Genomic DNA, 21232 nt, shown 5'->3' with positions numbered 1-21232 from the left:
AATTGGGGACAAATGCTCCTCCAGCTCTCCGTCTTTTTCCCTGAACGGATCAGTCAGCACCTGCGTTAACTTTTGCTTCAACAGAGTTTACACAAAATTGTTGACAGACCCCTAACGGAGAACGTTAGTTCAACAAAGCGGCGGCAGTCTAATACTTTATTTTCTCGTTCATGGCTGCCGCCGGGGAAAATATTTGGGTCAGTCTAAAACTTATTTTTCAATACCTGATATTTTTCAAACTCTGAAACAGCGTCAAATCAACCAATCCAGTCTAAAACTTTATTTTCTTTGGACAATTATTCTATTCCAATCCTGTTTTTACTGGTATTGTTTCAATCCACGCACTCACATAGAGTGCGACATTTTTTTCTGAGAAATCAACTGCGCCCACAAATGGTTTCAATCCACGCACTCACACAGAGTGCGACGTACAATGTGGACTTGAACGATCCTGGGGCAAAAGTTTCAATCCACGCACTCACACAGAGTGCGACAGCGGAAAAGCACATAATTTATTCCATAATCGCATTAATGCTGTATTTTTTCAACAAAATCAATGAAAGAAAAATCAACCGAGGTATTGACTTTTATCGAAACAGCACATTTTCGTCATTATTCGACAAAATCTGAGGTGCGAGAAACCTAGGGTTTTTATGTGAGCTTCACATTCGCACCAAAAAAACGACCGTGAAGAATTAGGTCTATCGAAATAAAATGTATATGTAAAACGTTTTTAAACAAGTTCTACCTCTACTCGAAATAAGAGCTGCCTTCAAAGGACGGCAACGTCTGCTCACACTTGTTTATGCTTGATCTATATTGACACACTCAGCCTGTACACATGTTGGCCCCATGCCGAACATATGATGATAGTAAGATTATAAATCATTAAGATCATTTTGAATGGATCTACTATATTGCGGCGGCGGTTGTAAAAGAAGGGCGAAAGGGCGGGTGTGCCATTGGAACAGCGGCATAATGAGAGTGAGAATAGCGTGACGACGCAATATGCAGTGGGCGGCATGAGCTGTACAGCATGCGCGGCACGGATCGAGAAAGCTGTGGGCAAAATGGAAGGCGTACAGTCGGTCGCCGTCAGCTATCCGGCAAGATCGGCTTGGGTGCAGTTTGTGCCTGGGCGGATACGGTCTGAAGAGGTTATGGCGAAAATCGGACATATCGGTTTTCAAGCATCGGCAGCTGAGCACAGCAAAGAACAATGGAAGCAGGAGCGCAGCGCCCTCGGCCTCCGGCTAATGATCTCGCTGCTGCTTACGCTGCCGCTGCTTGCTGGAATGACCCAGCATCTCCCGCTGCTAAGCGGGCTTTCCATTCCGGCTTGGCTGCTGCATCCATGGCTTCAGCTCGCACTAGCTACGATAGTTCAATTCGTCATTGGGCTGCCTTTTTATATCGGCGCCTACCATGCGCTGCGTTCGCGAGCAGCGAATATGGACGTGCTAGTCGCAGCAGGAACGTCTGCTGCCTATTTATACAGCCATTATATTGTTTTCTCACGCCTTCCGACTGGAGAAACGCTTGCCGCCGGGCATACGCTGCCGCTTTATTTTGAAACTTCTGCTGTCGTTATTAGCGCGGTGCTGCTCGGCAAATATTTGGAGATGACAGCTGCATCGCGGGCGCAGGATGAGGCGGGCGGGTACAGCCAATTGCAGGTGCAATCCGCAACTGTAGAACGGTCAGGACAGTGGGTCAGTGTACAGACCGCTTTCATACGGGAAGGCGAGATTGTGCGCATTGCATCGGGTGAGACGGTCCCGGTTGACGGCGTTTTAACGAGCGGGGAAACCGAAATGGATGAATCGCTGCTGACTGGAGAAAGCTTGCCGGTCATTAAACGAGCGGGAGATCGAATTTGGGCAGGAACAACGAATGTGGGAGCAATGCAACGAATCCGTACAACGGCTGCGGGACATGCGACGTTGCTCAGCCGCATTGGCGAGCTGCTTCGTCAGGCGCAGCGCTCCAAATCTGCGATTCAGCAGCAGGTGGACCGGGTGGCCGCGTGGTTCGTTCCAGCGATGCTTGCCCTTTCGGCTTTCACCTTTATGCTTTGGCTGGTGCTGCTGGAACCTGGCAATTGGCATCAAGCTTTCCGCTGTGGGGTCGCTGTTATGCTCGCTGCCTGTCCTTGTGCACTGGGGCTCGCCGCGCCTATTTCACTGGTTATCGCTTCTGGCCGCCTAGCAAAGCTGGGCATTGTGCTCAAACAGGCCGGGGCGCTGGAGCGGCTTGCGCGGCTTAATACGCTGCTGCTAGACAAAACCGGAACGCTCACCGAAGGTACCCCGCAAGTTAGCGCCGTATGGGCTGTGCCGACTCAGACGCGCTCGGCCGTGCTTCGTTTGGCTGCAGCCGCGGAAGCGGGTTCCGCCCATCCGCTAGGGCAAGCGATAGGACGTGAAGCGGGGCGAGTAGGATTGACGCCGCCAAGCGCGCTTAATATGGTTTATTTTCCCGGCAAAGGCGTTCAAGCAGTAGTTGAGGGAAGGAGCATAGCCGTCGGAAATGCAACCTTTGCGAAAGCCGCGCAGTGGAAAGCGAATGCGGAGGCCACCGCAGCTGTAGCTAATTTTTGCACCGAACGGGAAAAAAGAGGAGAAACGCTCTTATATGTGGCAGCAGATGGACTGCTCATTGGGTGTATTTCACTTGCGGATCGGGTTAAACCTCATTCTTTCGCTGCTGTTCAGCAGCTCCAACGATATGGACTGCAGGTGATGCTCGCAACAGGCGACCACCAAATTCCTGCTCAAAATGCCGCCAGCCAAGCAGGCATTGCGCAAGTGTACGCCGGATTGCTGCCTGAGCAGAAGCTGGAGCTGGTAGAGCAGCTGAAACGTTCGGGCAAACGGGTCGGCATGGCTGGCGACGGCTGGAATGATGCACTGGCGCTTGCTGCTGCCGACGTGGGCATTGCGATGGGCAATGGTACGGAAGCTGCTCTCGCTGCCGGACATTTAACGCTGCTTCAGCCGCGTATGACCGCAATTGTTGACGCGCTTGGCATAAGCCGGCTGACGGTGCGCAATATTAAGCAGAACTTGCTGCTTGCTTTCCTATATAATAGCAGCATCGTGCCGTTCGCCGCCTTCGGTCTGCTGGAGCCATGGATGGCAGGGGCAGCGATGGCGCTTAGCTCCGTGTCGGTAGTCGGAAATGCGATGCGGCTGAGCTATATTTTGCGGAGGCACAAGCAGCTCCCTGCCTAGTCCAAGGTGGACAAATACGGAAAAACGATGGTATAGTTACTACGTCTAACCTACATAATGATGAGGGCCAGCGCCAAGCAGGGATACCGCATTTTCGGCACAGCTGCCGCGAATGCTTTTTTTATGCCTGATTAGCCTGAAAGAGCCCTCCGCTTGGAGAGAACAAACCATTTTAGAGGAGTGTATACGAGTAATGAAAGTTAAAATGAATGCCATGCTGAAAACAAGCCTTGCCATTTGGCTGATTGCTATGCTGACGCTGCTTGCCGCTTGCGGCGGTGCGGTGAATAATAGCAAGGAATCTGCTGCACCATCTATCGCACCATCCGCCGCTCCGTCTGCAGAGACAGGCGCCGCATATCCGCTCACCGTAACCGACGCAACGGATACCAAGCTAACCTTTGAGCAAGCGCCTGAAAAAATTGTAACGCTTGTGCCAAGCGAGACAGAAGTTGTGTTTGCTGTAGGAGCGGGCAAGCAGGTAGTCGGCGTGGATCAGTACAGCAACTATCCAGAAGAAGCGAATGACATTGAGAAAATTGGCGATATGGCGACCAATATTGAGGCTGTAGTGAAGCTGAATCCAGATCTCGTGCTTGCATCCTCCAGCATGAATGGAGATGCGGTTGCCAAGCTGCGCGAACTGAATATTCCGGTATTTGCCTCCGATTCGAAAACATATGGCGAAACCATTGCCCATATTGAGACGGTCGGCCAAATTTTAAACCATGTGAAGGATGCCGAAACGGTTGCTGAACATATGCGTGATGTGATGAATCAGGTCATGAATGCGGTGAAGGATGCGCCTGCGAAAAAGGTATATTTGGAGTTTAGCCCTGGCTATACGGCAGGATCAGGTACTTTTTTGGATGAGCTGCTGACGATGGCGGGAGGCACCAATGTAGCGGGCTCGAAGGAAGGCTGGTACGAAGTCAGCGCCGAAGAGATCGTGAAGCAAAATCCGGAAATCATCATCTACCCGGATATGAAGGTGAAACCGAACCCCATCGTTACAGCGTTGGACAGCCGGGCAGGCTGGAACGTCATTGACGCGGTGAAAAATAAGCAGGTTATCGCGGTTTCGGAAGATCCACTCGTTCGTGTAGGCCCGCGGCTTGCCGATGGCTTGCTGGAAATTGCGAAGGCTGTTCATCCAGACCTCGTTAAATAGCGGATGAGACATCAATGGTTAGGCTACGGAGGAGCAGCAGTGCTCCTTCTTGCTGTTTCTATTATCGCAAGCTTGTCGATTGGCTCCGCAGGTATTTCCTTTACTGATGTGTGGGGCATTTTGCTGCATCAGCTGCCATGGCTTAGAGATCAGCCGGTTAGCTGGAGTGAAGGTGAAATTGCTATTGTTACTCAGGTGAGGCTGTCACGGGTGCTGCTGGCGGTGCTTGTAGGCGCTTGTCTGGCACTGGCGGGCAGCGGGTTTCAAGGTGTGCTGCGCAATCCGCTGGCCGATCCTTATACGCTCGGGGTTGCTTCTGGCAGCTCAGTCGGTGCTGCGGCATTGATTTTATTCGGCTATCAGGCGGCAGTAGGCATTTGGACGATTCCGATCGTCGCATTCATAACGGGAATTGCGACGTTATTGGTCGTTTTCTGGCTAGCGCGAAGCTCGGCCGGACTGCAGTTGGAAACGCTTATATTATCCGGCGTTATTATTCAGGCCTTTCTCGGAGCTTTCGTATCCTTCATGGTCTCGCTTTCCAATAGCGTAGTAAACCAGATATTGTTTTGGCTAATGGGCTCGCTGGCGATGAAAAGCTGGGCGAACGTCTACATGCTTATTCCTTTTCTTATTATTGGGGTTATTGTGCTGATTGCCTATGCGCAGCATTTGAATGTTTTTCTGCTTGGCGAGGGGCAGGCGGCACATTTAGGCATTCGCGTAGAGCGTACTAAGCTGATCGTGCTGGCTTGCTCGACGCTGCTCACGGCTGCTGCCGTATCGGTAGCGGGTGTGATTGGCTTCGTCGGCCTCGTCGTCCCGCATGTGATTCGCCTGATCGTTGGGCCGGATTACCGCCTGCTCATTCCACTGTCCGCATTTGGCGGCGGCATATTTGTGCTCTGGGCCGATACACTTGCCCGCATGGCGCTAAGTCCGAAGGAAATTCCGCTAGGCGTAGTAACTGCGCTGATTGGTGCGCCATTTTTCGCTTATTTACTGCATCGGCGCAAACGGCTGGAAGGAGGGGCATAATGGCTGTTATGCTTGAAGCACGCCAGCTTGGTACGACGATACGCGGGCGAAAAGTGCTGAATGACGTAACCTTTTCCTTTCAAAAAGGGTATACATATGGCATTATCGGCCCCAATGGCGTTGGGAAATCCACCTTGCTAAAGCTGCTTTCCGGCGTATTGCCTCCTTCGCAGGGGGATATTTTTCTGGAGGGGCGCAGCATTGCCGCCTATTCACGCAAGGAGGCAGCACGCAAGCTTGCTGTGCTTCAGCAGGGTGTGCTTCCTCCAGTAGGTTTTACAGTGCGTGAAGTAATTGAAATGGGGCGGTTTCCTTATCAAAATTGGTTCGGTAATGAAGCAAGCGATTCCGCGCCGATCATTAATCAGGCAATCGCTTCAATGGGGCTTGAAAAGCTGGAGCAGCGCAAAATGGCTGAGCTAAGCGGCGGCGAACGGCAGCGCGTCGCGCTAGCCAAGGTGATGGTGCAGCAAGCGGAAGTCATTTTGCTGGACGAGCCTACGACCTATTTGGATATCGGCTACCAAATTCAATTGCTCGATACGGTAAAGAGCTGGCAGCGTGAGCAGGGCATTACCGTTGTAACCGTGCTGCATGATTTAAATTTAGCCGCTTTATATTGCGATGAAGTGCTGGTGCTGCATAAGGGCAGCATCGCAGCATTGGGCAAACCGCAGCATATTTATACGACGGAGCTGATTCGCGAGGTATACGGCGCTGAGGCTTCGATTATGAATCATCCGTTAACAGGGGCGCCGCAAATTTTGCTTGCGCCAAATGTGAGAATAAACAATGGGGAGCTGGAATGAAGGGATGAAAGAAGAATTATGCATGCTGCTGGCGAACGCAATTGGAAGAATCCCGGCATTTAATGATCAGGAAGCGGGGGCGGCAAGACGCCATTCGGACCAATTAACGAAGCCGCCGGGCAGCTTGGGCAAACTTGAAGATGTGGCCTGCCAGCTTGCCGGAATTTCGGGGGAGCGCTGGCCGGATATGGAGCGCAAAGCGGTCATTATTATGGCTGGCGATCACGGCGTGTGCGAGGAGGGGGTCAGCGCCTTTCCACAAGCGGTAACCCCTCAAATGGTGCTTAATTTCTTGAATGGCGGCGCAGCCGTCAATGTACTCGCCCGGCAGGCGGGAGCTGACGTGTATTGCGTTGATATTGGCGTGAACGCGGAGCTTGAGCATCCAAATCTTTTAAGCCGCAAGGTCATGTATGGAACCGCCAATATGGCCAAAGGCGCTGCGATGACGAAAGAGCAGTCCATTAGAGCTATTTTGACAGGGATAGAAGTTGTGGATGAGCTTTACAAAAAAGGCTATCGCGCCTTTGCCACAGGAGAAATGGGCATCGGCAATACGACAGCAAGCGCAGCGATTACGACGGCACTGACAGGGCTTGCGCCCGAAGAAACCGTTGGCAGAGGAACAGGTATTAATGATGAGGCTTGGAAAAATAAAGTCGAGGTTGTTAAACGGGCTATCGCGGTTAATGCACCAGACACGCTCGATCCCTTCGACGTGCTGATGAAGCTGGGTGGTCTAGAAATCGCTGGGCTGGTAGGCGTTATTATTGGAGCGGCAGCCAATAGCTGTCCGGTCGTTATTGACGGCTATATTTCCTCGGTAGCAGCCTTAGTAGCTTCGCGTATTTCCGATAAAACGAAGCCATGCATGATTGCGTCCCATCTTTCCTATGAGCAGGGTCATGCGAAGCTGCTGAAAGCCGTGGGCTTAAGCCCGATGATTCATATGGATATGCGGCTCGGAGAAGGCACAGGTGCGGTATTATGCTTCCATTTTATCGATGCGGCATTAAAGCTCATGCAGGAAATGGCTACTTTTGAAAGTGCAGGGGTATCGAAAGCGTAGGTGAAGCTGTAATGGCAATGTTAGTAACAGGCGGTACGCGCAGCGGCAAAAGCTTATTCGCCGAGCAGCTCGCGATGAGGCTTGGCAAAAAGGGTATTTATATGGCAACAAGCCGTATTTGGGATGAAGAAATGGCTGAGCGCGTAAATAGGCATCAGCAAAGTCGCAGCACAGGAGATTTTGAATGGGAAACGGTGGAGGAGCCGCTTGAGCTGGCCGAATTGCTGGCGAAGCAGGCACGGGCAGCCGCAGCTATGGCATCAGCTGGAGAACAGCCGCCAGTTGTGCTTGTAGATTGTCTGACTCTCTGGTTGACAAATGCTTTGATGGCAGCAGAGGAGCAGGCAGGACAACCCGGCACAGAAGCAGACGAGCAGCTGCAACACCAGACGGAAGCACTCATTGGCGCTATTGCCGCTTATCCTTATCCGCTCGTAATCGTTACAAATGAGGTAGGGGCGGGTATTGTGCCTGCCTATCCAATGGGCCGAAAATTTCGCGATGAGGCAGGGAGGCTGAATCAGCGGGTGGCCGCGGTTTGCGATAAAGTATTTCTTGTAACAGCTGGCATTCCGATTGAGCTCAAGGCAGCGGCTTTCCGCTGGGAGCAGTTATGATCTTCTATTCCTTGCCGGACATGCTGTGGCTGACCGCCGCAGCTATTCTGGTCGATTGGATCGTTGGCGATCCAAAATGGCCGACACATCCCGTCATTTGGATCGGCAGGCTCATTGCTTGGCTGGAGCACAAGCTGCGCAGGAGCGATAAGGCCGAATCCTCCAAGCTCCTGAGACTAAAGGGCACCTTGCTAATGCTCATAACGTTAGCCATTTCATATGTCGTCATGTGGGGAGTCGTTGCGGTCGCTTCGCTTATCCATCCTTGGCTCGGCTATGCGGTGACCATTTGGTTTATATCGACGACTATCGCGGTCAAAGGGTTAAAACAGGCAGCGATGCTCGTCTATACTCCGTTAATAGCAGGAAACCTTCAGGAAGCGCGCAAATATGTCGGCTACATTGTCGGACGCGATACGGACAAGCTGGATGAATCAGAAGCTGCCCGTGCTGCTGTGGAGACGGTGGCGGAAAATACAGTCGATGCGCTTGTATCACCTATCTTTTTCGCTTTAATAGGAGGAGCACCGCTTGCTATGCTGTATCGGGCGGCAAATACGCTTGACTCAATGGTCGGTTACCGCAATGATAAGTATATTGATTTCGGCTCGTGCTCGGCACGAACCGATGATGTGCTCAATTATATACCCGCCCGGTTGACGGGAGCTATGCTCGCGTTGTCGGCTTGGCTGCTGCCAGGCATGTCTGCCAGGCGCTCGGTCGCTGCGATAAGAAAATTTGCCCATCGGCATCCGAGCCCAAACAGCGGCATTCCTGAATCGGCTGTTGCCGGGGCGCTTGGTATTGAGCTAGGCGGACTCAATTATTATTTTGGCGCGCCTAGCGAACGTGCGAGAATGGGAGAGCCTATGCGCCCATTGACGGCGCAGGATATTATTTTCACGACTAGATTATTGTATCTGGTCAGTCTATTACTTGTAGTTGGGGTGCTGGCATTATGGCTGTTCGTTCATTAAAGCTGCATGCTCAGGCGCTGGTCGCCGCTATTCAATTTTTGACTAGAATTCCGGTGCCTGTAACCGTTCCGTTTGAGCCGCAGGTGTTAGCGCGCAGCGCTGTTTATTTTTCGATTGCTGGAGGCATGATTGGCGGTATCGTCACATTAAGCTTTGCTGCTGTTCAAAGCTGGCTGCCCGTTGGGCCGGGAGCTGTCTTGCTGCTTGCACTATGGCTCGCGCTTAGTGGCGCTTTACATATGGATGGCTGGATGGACACGGCAGACGGCGTGCTGAGCCATCGCTCGCGGGAGCGCATGCTGGAAATTATGAAGGATAGCCGAGTAGGCGCTATGGGTGTCATTGCCGCCGTTTTGCTGCTGTTGTTCAAATTTACAGTGTTATATGAGCTGCTTAGTCATACAGAGTCTGTTTATGTGCTTCCGTTGCTGGTCATTATTCCGGTGTGGAGCCGCTGGTGGATGGCGGCGGCAATTGTCATCTGGCCGAGTGCCCGTGAGGGAGAGGGGATCGGCGCATTATTCCAAGCGGCCTCACTGCGGCATGTATGGACGGGGTTTGTGCTTACATTCCTGCTAGCCTGTGGCATCGGTCTGGCATTCGGATTGCCTCTCAGCACATCCGTATTCACAGTGGCAGGTGCTGCTGCTGTGACGATGGTGACAGGGACGCTAATGTCTTTCTGGCTCGCCCGCAAGCTTGGCGGCTTGACTGGAGACACTTACGGTGCCATGAATGAAGCGATTGAAGCTATATTGTTGTTTGCACTGCTATTATTGACAACTCACTAGAAGAGGGGAATACTCACCATGCTTGAAAGATACGGACATGGCGGTGACCTGCGAACGGCAGAGGAAAATTTCGGACGGCCAGCTGATCAATTTGTCGACTTCAGCTCCAATATGAATCCGATAGGCCCGCCCCCCTTGGTACATAGGGTACTGCTTTCGTATGCCCAGCAGATTGGCAAGTATCCTGATCCTGCGGTACGCGGGCTGCGGGCGAAGCTTGCGAAGCTACACGGCATTGACGAGCAGTGCATTTTAATCGGAAATGGTGCGGCAGAGCTGATCGACCTGACTGTTCGTGCTGTAAACCCTATCATAACGAGCCTTGCGTTTCCTTGTTTTAGCGAATATGGCGACGCCGTTCATAAAATTAGCAGCGGCATTGCCCCCATTATGCTGAAGCCGGAAAATGGCTTTGAGCTGACCGAAGAGGCCATTCAAAGCATGACGACCGAGATGGAGGAGCCTTTCTATATGCTGGGCTCACCAAATAATCCGACGGGTCGGCTAGTCCAGCCGGAGCTGATCAGAAAGCTTCTAGCCAGTGGCGCTAAGGTGGTCGTAGATGAAGCCTTCATGGATTTTGTGCCTGAAGAAGCGGATTATTCGCTGGTGAAGGAGGCTGCCAGCAATGACAGGCTGTATGTCATTCGTTCCATGACGAAATTTTATGCGATTCCAGGCATTCGGCTTGGGTATATGGTCAGTACGCCAGAGCGGATTGCAGCTCTGCGACTGCTGCAGGTTCCGTGGAGCGTCAACTCGCTTGCGCAGCTCATTGGAGAGGGCGTATTGGAGGATGCGGAATATGCGGAGAAGACGCTGAAATGGCTGGACGAAGAACGGCCTTGGCTCATTTCGAAGCTGGAGGGGCTTGGTTTTTTCGTCACGCCTAGTCAAACCAATTATGTGCTTGTAAGGCTGCCGTCGCTGCCTAATTTAACGGCAGCTGCTTTGCAGCTGGAAATGGGCCGCCGCGGGGTGCTTATTCGCGATGCCTCCCACTTTGTCGGGCTTGATGACCATTATTGCCGCTTTGCGATTAAGCTGCGCAGTGATAATGAAAAGCTGCTGGAAGCACTGACAGAATGTCTGGATGATTTTAAAGAAGATAGTAGGGATAAGCATGAGTAATCAGTCAAAAAACAAGGCTGGGCTGACGATAATGGTGCAGGGCACCGCTTCCGATGTTGGGAAAAGCTTGGTGACAGCCGCTTTGTGCCGAATTTTTAGGCAGGATGGCTATGCAGTCGTTCCCTTCAAATCACAAAATATGTCGCTTAATTCCTATGTCACCTGGGATGGCAAGGAAATTGGAAGGGCACAAGGCATGCAGGCGGATGCTTGCGGCGTGCTGGCAACGACGGATATGAACCCGATTTTGCTGAAGCCGACGAAGGAGATGTCTTCACAGGTTGTCGTTCATGGCAAGCCGCTGCGAGATTTCAGCGCGCGCGAATATCGGGAGAGCTATTTGCCGCAGGCTGGCGTTATTGTGCGGGAAGCACTCGCCCGTCTGCGCAGCAGCAATGATATTGTCGTGCTGGAAGGTGCAGGCAGCCCAGCGGAAATTAACCTGAAAGATCGCGACATTGTCAATATGCGCATGGCTGCTTGGGCAGATGCCCCCGTCATTCTTGTGGCGGATATTGACCGGGGCGGTGTGTTTGCTTCAATTGTCGGTACGCTTGAGCTGCTTGAACCGCATGAGCGCGAGCGCGTATGCGGGTTCGTTATCAATAAATTTCGCGGCGATATAGGACTGCTGCAGCCCGGAGTCGATTGGCTGGAGGAGCGGACGGGCAAGCCAGTGCTTGGCGTATTGCCGTTCTTGCCGGGACTTGCGCTGGAGGATGAGGATTCGCTGTCGCTGGACCGCAAGCTCGAAGAGCAGGTGAAGGGTCGGCCTGATACGCTGGATATTGTCGTGCTGCGTCTGCCTCGTATATCTAATTTTACCGATGCTGATCCGCTTTACTTTGAAGAGGATGTCATGCTGCGTTTTGTAGACAGGCCTGAGCAATGGGGCAATCCTGATGCTGTTATTTTGCCAGGCAGCAAAAATACGGTCGAGGATTTGCTATGGCTTCGCGAAACGGGACTTGCCCAGCAGGTAAGCGCGTTCGCTAAGAAGGGCGGACATCTCGTCGGCATATGCGGAGGCTATGAAATGCTTGGGGATATGCTGCTTGATCCGGCAGGTGTGGAGTCCGAGCATAAGGAAACACCGGGCTTTGGCTTTTTTCCTTTTGACGTAAAATTTGCAGGGGAGAAGAAGACGGTTCGTATAGAGGGGACTGCCCATGCTGCCTCAGCTTGGCTGGCAGACAAGCTTCCCGTTGAAGGCTATGAAATTCATATGGGGGAAATGATCCAGCATGGAGAGCTTCTTCAGCCCTTTGCCATTCGAAGCCAGCAGGCTGGTGCAGAATCGCAGCAAGAGGGAGAGCTTGCCTATGAAGGTGAAGGGGCATGCTCGGCGGATGGCCGGCTTTGGGGTACATTTATACATGGCATTTTACATAATGATGATTTGCGCCGGGCGTGGCTGAATCATATTCGTGAGGAGCGCGGCTGGGAGCCGCTTGCGGCAGAGCTGCGTTTCCGAGAAAGCCGCGAGGAGGCGTTTGACCGGCTTGCAGCACATACGCGCAAGCATTTGAATATGCCGCTCGTTTATAAGCTGCTTGGTGCGGGCGGAGAGCTTGGTGCCTAGCTTAAGAATCAGTCCTAATGGTATGAACTGATTATTTAAACAGCTGGAAAGGGAGTGGGTGAAGTCATGGAGAAGCAAGCTGCGCAGCGTTTGGGAAAGAAAAAAAGCTGGATTATCGCAGGCATTATGCTGGCGTTTCTTGCCTTTTGCGCGCTGCTGCTTTACGGAATGATTCAGTCGATGCAGCATAAGGGCGGAGCGGCAAGCGACGGCACCCAGCAGCCTGTTAATTACAGCTATGAAGCTGCGGAAGCGACTAGTGGCTTTATGCTGCATGTTTTGAAAACCCGGCCATCCAATGTGAAGCCTCAATTGGTGCAAAATAATGTAGCGTTAACGCCGTATTATGGCATTAATGGCGGATTTTTTTATGAAAAATCGCTGCTTAGCATTGCCGTGGTCAACAGCCTTGCGGTCAATGAAGAGCAGGGGACCTACGGCTCCGGCAGCGAAAATGCCAAATATGCCCGCGGAACGCTCGTATGGGATGGCGTTAAGGATCAGCTTAGCGTACAAATAGCGAGCAAGGCATCCGAGCTTAAAGTTCAGGATCATACACGCTTTTGGGCGCAGGGCGGCATTAGCATGAGTATCGGCAATGATGCGGGCTGGCTGGCGCAGGCAGAACAGGAAAATGCCCCTTTTCCCGACGACGCGCGCTTAAGGTCTGCTGCCGTATACGATCAGCGGGGCAATATTTATTTGATAGTCAGCAGCACGAAGGGGAGCTTGGCTGCTTTTCGCGAAGCAGTTATCGAGAAGGTTGGCGACAACAAGCTGTCAGGCGGCATCTTTCTCGATGGCGACGGCTCCTCGCAGCTGCGTAGTGCGGAGGCGACGCTGCAAGGAGATAGCCGCCCCATCGTGCAAATGCTGCGCATTATGAAATAAGACGGTTTATTGAGGAGAAAAAGATGAATCAACTTCCGATTGATGCGGTTTTGCCGGAGCTGCTTGAGGTGCTGGCTGCAGGAAGCGGCGCCGTGCTGGTCGCCGAGCCAGGAGCCGGCAAGACGACGCGCGTGCCGCTTGCCCTGCTGGACGCGGCCTGGCTGGACGGCCGTAAAATTATTATGCTGGAGCCGCGAAGGCTTGCAGCCCGCTCTGCCGCCAAATATATGGCGGAGATGCTCGGAGAACAGGTAGGCGACACGGTCGGCTACCGCGTTCGTCTGGATACGAAGGTGAGCGCTCGGACCCGCATTGAAGTGGTGACGGAAGGCGTACTGACCCGCATGCTTCAGGAAGACCCGGCATTGCTGGACGTTGGTGTTATTGTGTTTGACGAGTTTCATGAGCGCCATTTGCATGGTGATCTTGGGCTGGCGCTGAGCCTGCAGTCGCAGGCGCTGCTGCGCAGCGATCTGAGGCTGCTTGTGATGTCGGCGACGCTTGCAGCAGGCCCCGTTGCAGAACTGCTCGGTGGAGCGCCGATTATCGAAAGTGCCGGAAGAGTATTTCCGGTGCAGACGATTTATCGCTCTTCGAAAGTGGAAGGGCGTATCGAGCCGAATGTTGTAAGCACGATCTTGCAGGCGCTTTCGGCAAATGAAGGGAATATGCTCGTCTTTCTGCCAGGCGTTGGTGAAATTCGGCGCGTTGCTTCTTTGCTGGCAAGAGAGGAGCGGATGAAGGGCGTTAAGGTGGCGGAGCTTTATGGCACGATGCCGCTGGAAGCGCAGGATCAGGCGATTCAGCCGTCCGCTGCTGGCGAGCGCAAAGTTGTGCTGGCAACGGCAATTGCCGAATCCAGCCTGACGGTCGAAGGCGTGCGTATCGTCGTCGATGCAGGCCTGATGCGAGTGTCGCGGTTTTCGCCGCGCACGGGCATGACGCGTCTGGAGACGGTTACGGTGTCTGGGGCGTCAGCCGACCAGCGCCGGGGGCGCGCCGGAAGGCTTGCTCCTGGCGTCTGCTACCGGCTGTGGACGGAGCAGGAGCATATGTATTTGCAGCCGTTCAGCCAGCCGGAAATGCTGGAGGCCGATCTTGCGCCGCTCGCGCTGGAGCTTGCGGTGTGGGGTATCCAGCAGCCGGAGGAGCTCGGCTGGCTGGACCCGCCGCCGATCGGCGCGTATCAGCAGGCGCTGCAGCTGCTTGAGCTGCTGCAGGCTGTTGATTCATTAGGCCGGCCTACGGAGTCGGGCCGGCGAATGGCGAGACTCGGGCTTCATCCGAGGCTCGGGTATATGCTGCTCCGCGCGCAGCAGTATGGCGCGGTGGAGCGCGCTTGTGAGCTGGCCGCGCTGCTTAGCGAGCGCGACCTGCTGCCGCAGCAGCGCAGCGCGGATGTGCAGCTGCGGCTGGATGCCCTGCACCGCGGCAGCAGCAGCGGTGCAGACGTGGATCGCAGCGCCGTGCAGCGTATACGCTCGCAGGCGCAGCAATGGAGCCGGCTGCTGGCTAGCGCAGCAGCCGGCGAAGCAGCGTTGGCCGCGCAGTACGGAGCAGCGGCTGCCGGAGCGCGCCAGCAGGACGCCGCGATGTCCTGCGGCGCGCTGCTGGCGCTCGCATATCCCGATCGCATCGCGCAGCGGCGCAGCGACGGCAGGTATTTGCTCGCAAGCGGCCGCGGTGCAGCGCTGCCGGAAGCCCAGCCCTTGTCACGCGCAGCCTACCTCGTTGCGGCGGAGCTCGACGATGCCGGAACGGAGAGCCGTATCCGGCTCGCGGCTGAACTGACGGAAGGCGAGCTGGCATCGGCAGCTCGCGACCAAATCCGGCAGGAGCGCGTCGTGGAGTGGGACGCGTCCGCCCAAGCGGTAAGGGCGCGTGAGCGCGTCCGGCTTGGCGCGCTCCTTTTGCAGGAAAAGCCGCTCGCGAAGCCGGATGCAGAGCTCGTCGCTGCGGCGCTGGCACAGGGGGTGCAGCAGGAGGGCCTGGCCTTGCTGCCGTTACCTAAGCAAGCTGCCCAGTTTCTTGCCCGTATGCGGCTGATGAGACACTATGACAGCAGCTGGCCGGATGTATCTGAGGAAGGGCTGTTGTCCTCCTCAGCACTCGCGCAGTGGCTGCTGCCGCATATACAAGGAATGAAGAGCAAATCCGATCTGCAGCGCCTCAGTATGCAGCAGCTTCTCGAAGGTATGCTTACCTGGACGCAGCGGCAGGAGCTGGACAAGCAGGTTCCAACGCATATCTCGGTGCCAAGCGGCTCGCGCATTCCGGTCGATTACAATGACCCGGAAGCGCCGTTCATTGCTGTGCGGCTTCAGGAGCTGTTCGGCATGAAGGACACGCCAATGCTCGCAGGCGGCAAGCTGCCGCTAACGCTCCAGCTGCTTTCGCCTTCGCAGCGCCCGGTTCAGGTGACGCGCGATTTGGGCAGCTTTTGGAGCCATACTTATTTTGAAGTGAAAAAGGATTTAAAAGGACGTTACCCGAAGCATTATTGGCCGGACGACCCTTACGCGGCGCAGCCGACGAATCGGGTAAAACCGCGCAAGTAGCTTGCGGCATTCATAACGATAGCAACAAGGAAAAGAGGGCTTAAAAATGTCGATGGAGCTTTTTATTTTATTTATACTCGCGATTAACTGCTGGACGTTTACGCTTATGTATCTCGACAAGCAGAGCGCTCGCCGCCAGCAAAGGCGTATTCCGGAGAAACGGCTGTTTACTTTGAGCGCTCTTGGAGGAGCTATTGGCGCCTACGCCGGCATGCGGGCATGGCGCCACAAGACGAAGCATCGCTCTTTCGTTTTGGGAATACCGCTGCTTGTGATGTTGAATTTGGTTCTATTTGCAACGGTATTCCACTATGTGTTCGACATCTCGATTTTCAAATAGCGCAACGGGCGCAGCAGGCTTTTTCAAAAATATAGGAAAGGATATGATTTCGTTATCCTTTCTCTATATTTCTCGGACTGAAACGCGCCGCACCGCCAGAGGACGGCTTTCGGCCGTTTCACCTTGAATTCTAAGAATATATAAGTTTCATCCTTATATCCGCTTAGAATTCTCCGACAAAGCTCTTCGCACGTCCCAGAAAGACGACGAAGTCGTTTTTGCTTGATTGGAAATAAGAAGTTGATTCCTGCTATTCTCCTATGGTATATTGACAGTTCGTTTTCCCACTATATTCTTAGGAGGTAACTGGCTGAAATGACGGTTCAAAGTGCCTATCAAGAAGAGCAAGAGCGTTTAGCGCGCTCGCTTGAAGAAATACAATCACAGCTAAGCGCGATAGGCCCGCGCTACACAGGCGATGATTTTACGGAGCAAATGCTCGATTTGCAAAGAGAGGAACGGAAGCGGGGGCTGGAAATTGCTTTTCGCGAGCCGTATTTTGGACGGATTGATTTTCAGGAGCTGCCAAATGATGCTAAGCAGGAGCTCTATATCGGCAAGGCAGGCGTAGCTAGAGAAGGTGGCAAGGAGCTGCTCGTTATTGACTGGCGTGCGCCAATTGCCAGCTTGTTTTATTCTTTTACAGGCGGTGAAGCGGCGGTCACTTATGATTCTCCTGATGGCGAAATCGAAGGGATCGTCTTTTTAAAGCGCAATCTGATGGTTCGCCAGGGCGAGCTTGTTCGAATGGTGGACAGCTTCACGCGCGGTCAGGAAGAAGAAGCGGTCACCGACGAGTTTTTGCTCTATCGACTAGGTGAAAATAAAGACAATAGGCTCAGAGATATCGTCTCGACGATCCAGCAGGAGCAGGATGCGATCATCCGTACGGGACGGAGCAAGGCGCTGTTTATTCAGGGCGTGGCGGGAAGCGGCAAGACGACGGTAGCGCTGCACCGGCTCGCTTTTTTGCTCTATCAGTATGCGGATCGAATGCGGGCGGAACGGATGGTTATTTTTGCGCCTAACCGCATGTTTCTCGAATATATTTCCGGCGTGCTGCCGGAGCTGGGCGTAGGCGATATTCAGCAGACGACATTTGCCGACTGGGCGCTGGATCTGCTGGAGCTTGAAGTGCGAATGGATGATAAAACCGATACATTGGAATATTGGTTTGAGCATTATCGCAGCGCGGAGGAAATTGCGGAGGCGCCGGGACGCTTGAAGGGCTCGCTTGATTTTAAGCAGGCCATTGACGAGCGGCTGGAGCAGCTAGAACTAAGCATCGTGCCTTTGCAGCCGTTTGAGCCTGTAGATAAGCTGGTGCTGACTCCAGAGCAAATGCTGGAATGGTATCGCACCGATTATGGTGAGGAGCCGCTGATGCGCAAGCGCGAGCGATTCGTCAGCCGTATTCGCAGATGGCTGGAATCCGAGCTGAAAATGCGCGGCATGCATGATAAAAAAATAAGGGCCAAGGCATTAACCCGCTTAAATGCACTAGCGAAAAAAATTCCGGCATACACCGCGCCGAAGCTATATGCGTCTTTTTTCCAAGGCAAGCAGGCGATGAGCCTAGTGCCAAAAGCAATAGCGACAGCAACGGCTGCCCGCCTGAAAGCGGGAACGATTGCGCCGGAGGATTTGGCGCCGCTTGCCTATATTCATTTGCGCCTGTTTGGGCAGCAAACAGCGCCTTATGACCATATCGTCATTGACGAGGCGCAGGATTATTCGCCGTTCCAGCTGGAAGCGCTGCGTCTCTGCCAGCAAACGCCGTCATTGACCGTGCTGGGCGACTTGCAGCAGGGCATCCATGCCTATGCAGGCATTCATAGCTGGCAGGAGCTGACTGCGCTGTATGATGAAGAACAGACCGGATTTTTTGAACTGAACCGCAGCTATCGCTCAACGATGGAAATTATTGCCTTCGCCAATCGGATTCTTGGAGCAATGGGGGCTGGCGTGAAGGCGGCCGTACCTGTATTCCGGAGCGGAGATGCCGTAGAGCTTGCGCCAGCTGAGCCAAGTGGGTGGATGGACATGCTGGAGCAAACGGTTCGCGAATGGCAAGCGGACGGCAGCTATCAGACGATCGCAGTTATTGGCCGGACGACGGAGGAATGCGCGGTTATCCATGCAGCTTTGAATGCTGCGGGGGTAGAAGCTTCGCTTGTGGAACGGGGACAGCCCGAATACAGCGGCGGCTTGTCCGTCGTGCCCGCTTACTTGTCCAAAGGGCTGGAATTTGATGCGGTGCTCATTGCTGATGCCGGTGCGCTTGCTTATACCGATCAGGATGCCAAGCTGCTATATGTTGGTTGTACGAGAGCGCTTCATAAGCTAAAATTAGTTTATCAAGGCTCGTTTACCTCGTTAGTAGCGGACGTTGCCGACGGCGTGCAAGAATTATGACAGTATTAAGGCATTTTGCCGCAAATTCTTGACTTTAGCAGGCCTTGTAACTAAAATTGCTACAAGATGTATATACCTGTATTTATTGAGGAGGATTTGAGCGGTAGTGACGAAAACAAAGAAAAAAGGTTCTAGCAGTAATCAGCAGCAAAGGCAGCAGCCCAAGAAAAATTCGAACAGCGCGCTTATTTTTCTAACGGTCGGTATTTTGGCGGTCATTGTCGTCATCGTACTCGGCATTAACAATCAGTCCAAGCCGTTTGAATTTGACTATGAAGCAATGCCTGTACTGGGCAGCGTAGATGCACCTGTCAAAATCGTTGAATTCGGCGATTACAAGTGCCCAATCTGCCGTGATTTTTCGCAACAAATCAAACCTCAGCTGGAGAAAGAATTTATTGAAACAGGCAAAGCATCCTTTTATTTTGCAAACTATTCGTTCATCGGTAAAGATTCCGTGACTGCTGCACTCGCGGCGGAAGCGGTCTATCAGCAAAATAATGACGCCTTCTGGACTTATAATCAAGCGATTTATGATAATCAACAGAATGAAAATATCGAATGGGCAACGCCGGAACATTTGGTGCAGCTTGCAAAGGACGCCAAACTTCCTATCGATTTTGATTTGCTGAAAAGCGACATCGAGAATAAAACCTATCAAAAGCAGGTCGACCGCGATAACTCGCTCGTTCGTCCGCTTAATATCGGAGGAACGCCTACCGTCTTTGTTAATGGCAAGGCGGTTTCAAGTCTCGATTACGCAACGATCAAATCAACAATCGAGGCAGCTCTAAAATAAGGGGCCTTGATTAAAAAGGAGCCCGATCAAAAATGACAACGCCACCCTATGAATCGTGGTTGAAACGGTATGCTTTATATTTTGCCTGGATCGTTACGCTAGTCGCAACGGGGGGCAGCTTGTATTTTAGTGAAATTAAAGGGTTTTTACCTTGTGATTTATGCTGGTATCAGCGCATCTTCATGTATCCGCAGGTCATTATTTTAGGTATTGCGACGTATCGCGGGGACCGGAATATCATTAAATACTTACTGCCGATTAATATAATCGGGCTTGCGATTTCCATTTTCCATAACTTCGAGATTTGGTTCCCGAAGGTGGGCGAGCTGGTGCCTTGCCGTTCCGGCATCCCGTGCAATTTTGACTATTTGAACTGGTTTGGCTTTCTGACGATTCCGATGATGGCGATGATCGCTTTTGTGCTTATTATCGTGTTTCTGCTGCTGGCTCGCCAAAGCAATGAAGACGAAGAAGCAAACGAAAACTAAAGGTATTCCTAAGCAAAGCCCCGAGGCGGATGTCGCCATGCGGGGCTTTGCTTTTGTATATTGGGGATGCAGCATAAAGTGACAAGGCAGTGAACAAACGCCTAAAGTTTGCTCCCCCTAATGTCTAATCCCTTAGCAATCGGCTAGCGAATGAAAGCAAAATGGGTTATCTTAAAAGTAGCAGGTGTGAAAGCATAAAGAGAGTAGGGAACACCATGATCGAAGTGGAGCAGCAGCTATATAGAGAAGCAGAGCAGTTCATCTTTACCTGTTATGCCGAGCTTGGCAAAAGTGAAGCGGAGGTTGTGCATCGGCTGGCGGAAATCCGCTCTGAAGTTGAGCGCACAGGTTTTTATGAGCATACATATGAAGAGCTCCAGCATGGGGCGAAAATGGCTTGGCGCAACAGCAATCGCTGCATTGGCCGTCTTTTTTGGCAGACGATGGAGGTGTTTGACGCCCGTCAGCTCCACGAGGAAGACGATATTGCAAATGCGATCTTTTCGCATATTCGCTATGCGACGAATGGCGGTAAAGTCCGCCCGGCGATTACGATTTTTGCAGCAAAGCAAGAGCAAAATCAAATCCGGCTGTGGAACCATCAGCTTGTTCGTTATGCGGGCTATGAGGACGGGAATGGCGGTGTCATAGGCGATCCGGCTTCGCTGCCATTTACGAGGGCTTGCGAAGCATTGGGCTGGCAAGGTGCAGGAACAAGGTTCGATGTGCTGCCGCTTGTTATTCAGAAGCTCGGAGAAGAACCGAAGCTGTACGAGCTTCCCGAAGGGCTGGCGCTGGAAATTCCACTGTCGCATCCGGAGCTGGAGTCGTTTGCGGAGCTGGGTCTGCGTTGGTACGCGGTCCCGTTCATCGCAGATATGATGCTGGAAATCGGCGGTATTTCCTACACAGCGGCGCCGTTTAATGGCTGGTATATGGGGACGGAAATTGGGGCGCGCAATTTGGCAGATACGGATCGTTACAATCAGCTGCCGATCGTAGCTAGGTTAATGGGACTGGATATGACGACGAATACATCTCTGTGGAAAGATCGGGCGCTAGTAGAGTTGAACGCGGCGGTCATTCATTCGTTCAAAAAGCATGGCGCCAGCATCGTCGACCATCATACGGCTGCCGAGCAGTTTACTCGCTTCGAGAAGCAGGAGAAGGAACAGGGACGTGCGGTTACCGGCCGCTGGTCATGGCTTATACCGCCGATGTCTCCGGCAACAACAGCGGTATGGCATCGGAGCTATGATGATACGGAATTAAAGCCGGCTTATTTATATCAGGAAAAGGCGTATACAAGCGGAGGGTCATAAA

The 21232-nt window shown here is 52.9% G+C and carries 17 protein-coding genes; all 17 read left to right on the top strand.

What is annotated here, in order from left to right; translation table 11 throughout:
- Positions 1–962 precede the first annotated feature (962 nt).
- The 17 genes from AC50YG_RS05555 to AC50YG_RS05475 all read left to right on the top strand — a co-directional run bounded on the left by AC50YG_RS05555 (position 963) and on the right by AC50YG_RS05475 (position 21231).
- A complete protein-coding gene (locus AC50YG_RS05555) occupies positions 963–3233 on the top strand; it encodes a heavy metal translocating P-type ATPase (RefSeq protein ID WP_494825238.1) in 2271 nt (756 codons plus the stop codon).
- A 193-nt stretch (positions 3234–3426) separates the two neighbouring features.
- Positions 3427–4404 carry an ABC transporter substrate-binding protein gene (locus tag AC50YG_RS05550; RefSeq protein WP_494825236.1) on the top strand — a complete coding sequence of 326 codons (978 nt, stop codon included), beginning with the start codon at positions 3427–3429 and terminating at the stop codon, positions 4402–4404.
- 3 nt (positions 4405–4407) lie between these two features.
- Complete coding sequence (locus AC50YG_RS05545; RefSeq protein ID WP_341282557.1) at positions 4408–5442, top strand: FecCD family ABC transporter permease; 1035 nt, start codon at positions 4408–4410, stop codon at positions 5440–5442.
- Positions 5443–5450: 8 nt separating this feature from the next.
- Positions 5451–6251, top strand: a complete 801-nt coding sequence (locus AC50YG_RS05540; RefSeq protein WP_494825327.1) for a heme ABC transporter ATP-binding protein — start codon at positions 5451–5453, stop codon at positions 6249–6251.
- Positions 6252–6255: 4 nt separating this feature from the next.
- The gene (gene cobT / locus AC50YG_RS05535) at positions 6256–7320 is read left to right on the top strand and encodes a nicotinate-nucleotide--dimethylbenzimidazole phosphoribosyltransferase (RefSeq protein WP_494825234.1); all 1065 of its coding nucleotides are present in this window, start codon (positions 6256–6258) and stop codon (positions 7318–7320) included.
- Between the two features lie 11 nt (positions 7321–7331).
- A complete protein-coding gene (cobU, locus tag AC50YG_RS05530; RefSeq protein ID WP_494825233.1) occupies positions 7332–7937 on the top strand; it encodes a bifunctional adenosylcobinamide kinase/adenosylcobinamide-phosphate guanylyltransferase in 606 nt (201 codons plus the stop codon).
- Positions 7934–8914, top strand: coding sequence for an adenosylcobinamide-phosphate synthase CbiB (gene cbiB / locus AC50YG_RS05525; RefSeq protein ID WP_494825232.1), 981 nt, complete (start codon positions 7934–7936; stop codon positions 8912–8914). Before cobU ends, cbiB begins: the two co-directional genes overlap by 4 nt.
- Positions 8896–9705 (top strand): adenosylcobinamide-GDP ribazoletransferase, encoded by an 810-nt coding sequence (gene cobS, locus AC50YG_RS05520; RefSeq protein WP_494825231.1) that lies wholly within the window; start codon positions 8896–8898, stop codon positions 9703–9705. The genes cbiB and cobS overlap by 19 nt, the downstream gene beginning before the upstream one ends.
- An 18-nt stretch (positions 9706–9723) precedes the next feature.
- Positions 9724–10836 (top strand): pyridoxal phosphate-dependent aminotransferase, encoded by a 1113-nt coding sequence (locus AC50YG_RS05515; protein WP_494825229.1) that lies wholly within the window; start codon positions 9724–9726, stop codon positions 10834–10836.
- A complete protein-coding gene (locus tag AC50YG_RS05510) occupies positions 10829–12418 on the top strand; it encodes a cobyric acid synthase (protein ID WP_494825227.1) in 1590 nt (529 codons plus the stop codon). Before AC50YG_RS05515 ends, AC50YG_RS05510 begins: the two co-directional genes overlap by 8 nt.
- Positions 12419–12484: 66 nt before the next feature.
- Entirely contained in the window at positions 12485–13309 is an 825-nt protein-coding gene (locus AC50YG_RS05505) for a hypothetical protein (protein ID WP_494825226.1), read from the top strand.
- Between the two features lie 23 nt (positions 13310–13332).
- The gene (gene hrpB, locus AC50YG_RS05500) at positions 13333–15867 is read left to right on the top strand and encodes an ATP-dependent helicase HrpB (RefSeq protein WP_494825225.1); all 2535 of its coding nucleotides are present in this window, start codon (positions 13333–13335) and stop codon (positions 15865–15867) included.
- A gap of 46 nt (positions 15868–15913) precedes the next feature.
- Complete coding sequence (locus AC50YG_RS05495) at positions 15914–16207, top strand: DUF1294 domain-containing protein (RefSeq protein ID WP_494825223.1); 294 nt, start codon at positions 15914–15916, stop codon at positions 16205–16207.
- A 315-nt stretch (positions 16208–16522) separates the two neighbouring features.
- The gene (locus AC50YG_RS05490; protein ID WP_494825221.1) at positions 16523–18622 is read left to right on the top strand and encodes a HelD family protein; all 2100 of its coding nucleotides are present in this window, start codon (positions 16523–16525) and stop codon (positions 18620–18622) included.
- A 106-nt stretch (positions 18623–18728) separates the two neighbouring features.
- Positions 18729–19421: a DsbA family protein gene (locus tag AC50YG_RS05485; RefSeq protein ID WP_473759257.1), complete on the top strand. Its 693-nt coding sequence runs from the start codon at positions 18729–18731 to the stop codon at positions 19419–19421.
- 32 nt (positions 19422–19453) lie between these two features.
- Positions 19454–19909: a disulfide oxidoreductase gene (locus AC50YG_RS05480; protein WP_473759256.1), complete on the top strand. Its 456-nt coding sequence runs from the start codon at positions 19454–19456 to the stop codon at positions 19907–19909.
- A gap of 218 nt (positions 19910–20127) precedes the next feature.
- Entirely contained in the window at positions 20128–21231 is a 1104-nt protein-coding gene (locus tag AC50YG_RS05475) for a nitric oxide synthase oxygenase (protein ID WP_494825326.1), read from the top strand.
- Position 21232 lies beyond the last annotated feature (1 nt).

It is taken from the genome of Paenibacillus sp. J31R34 (genome assembly GCF_059383715.1).
Note: the sequence above shows the minus strand (reverse complement) of the source record. Positions and strands in the feature narration are given on the sequence as shown.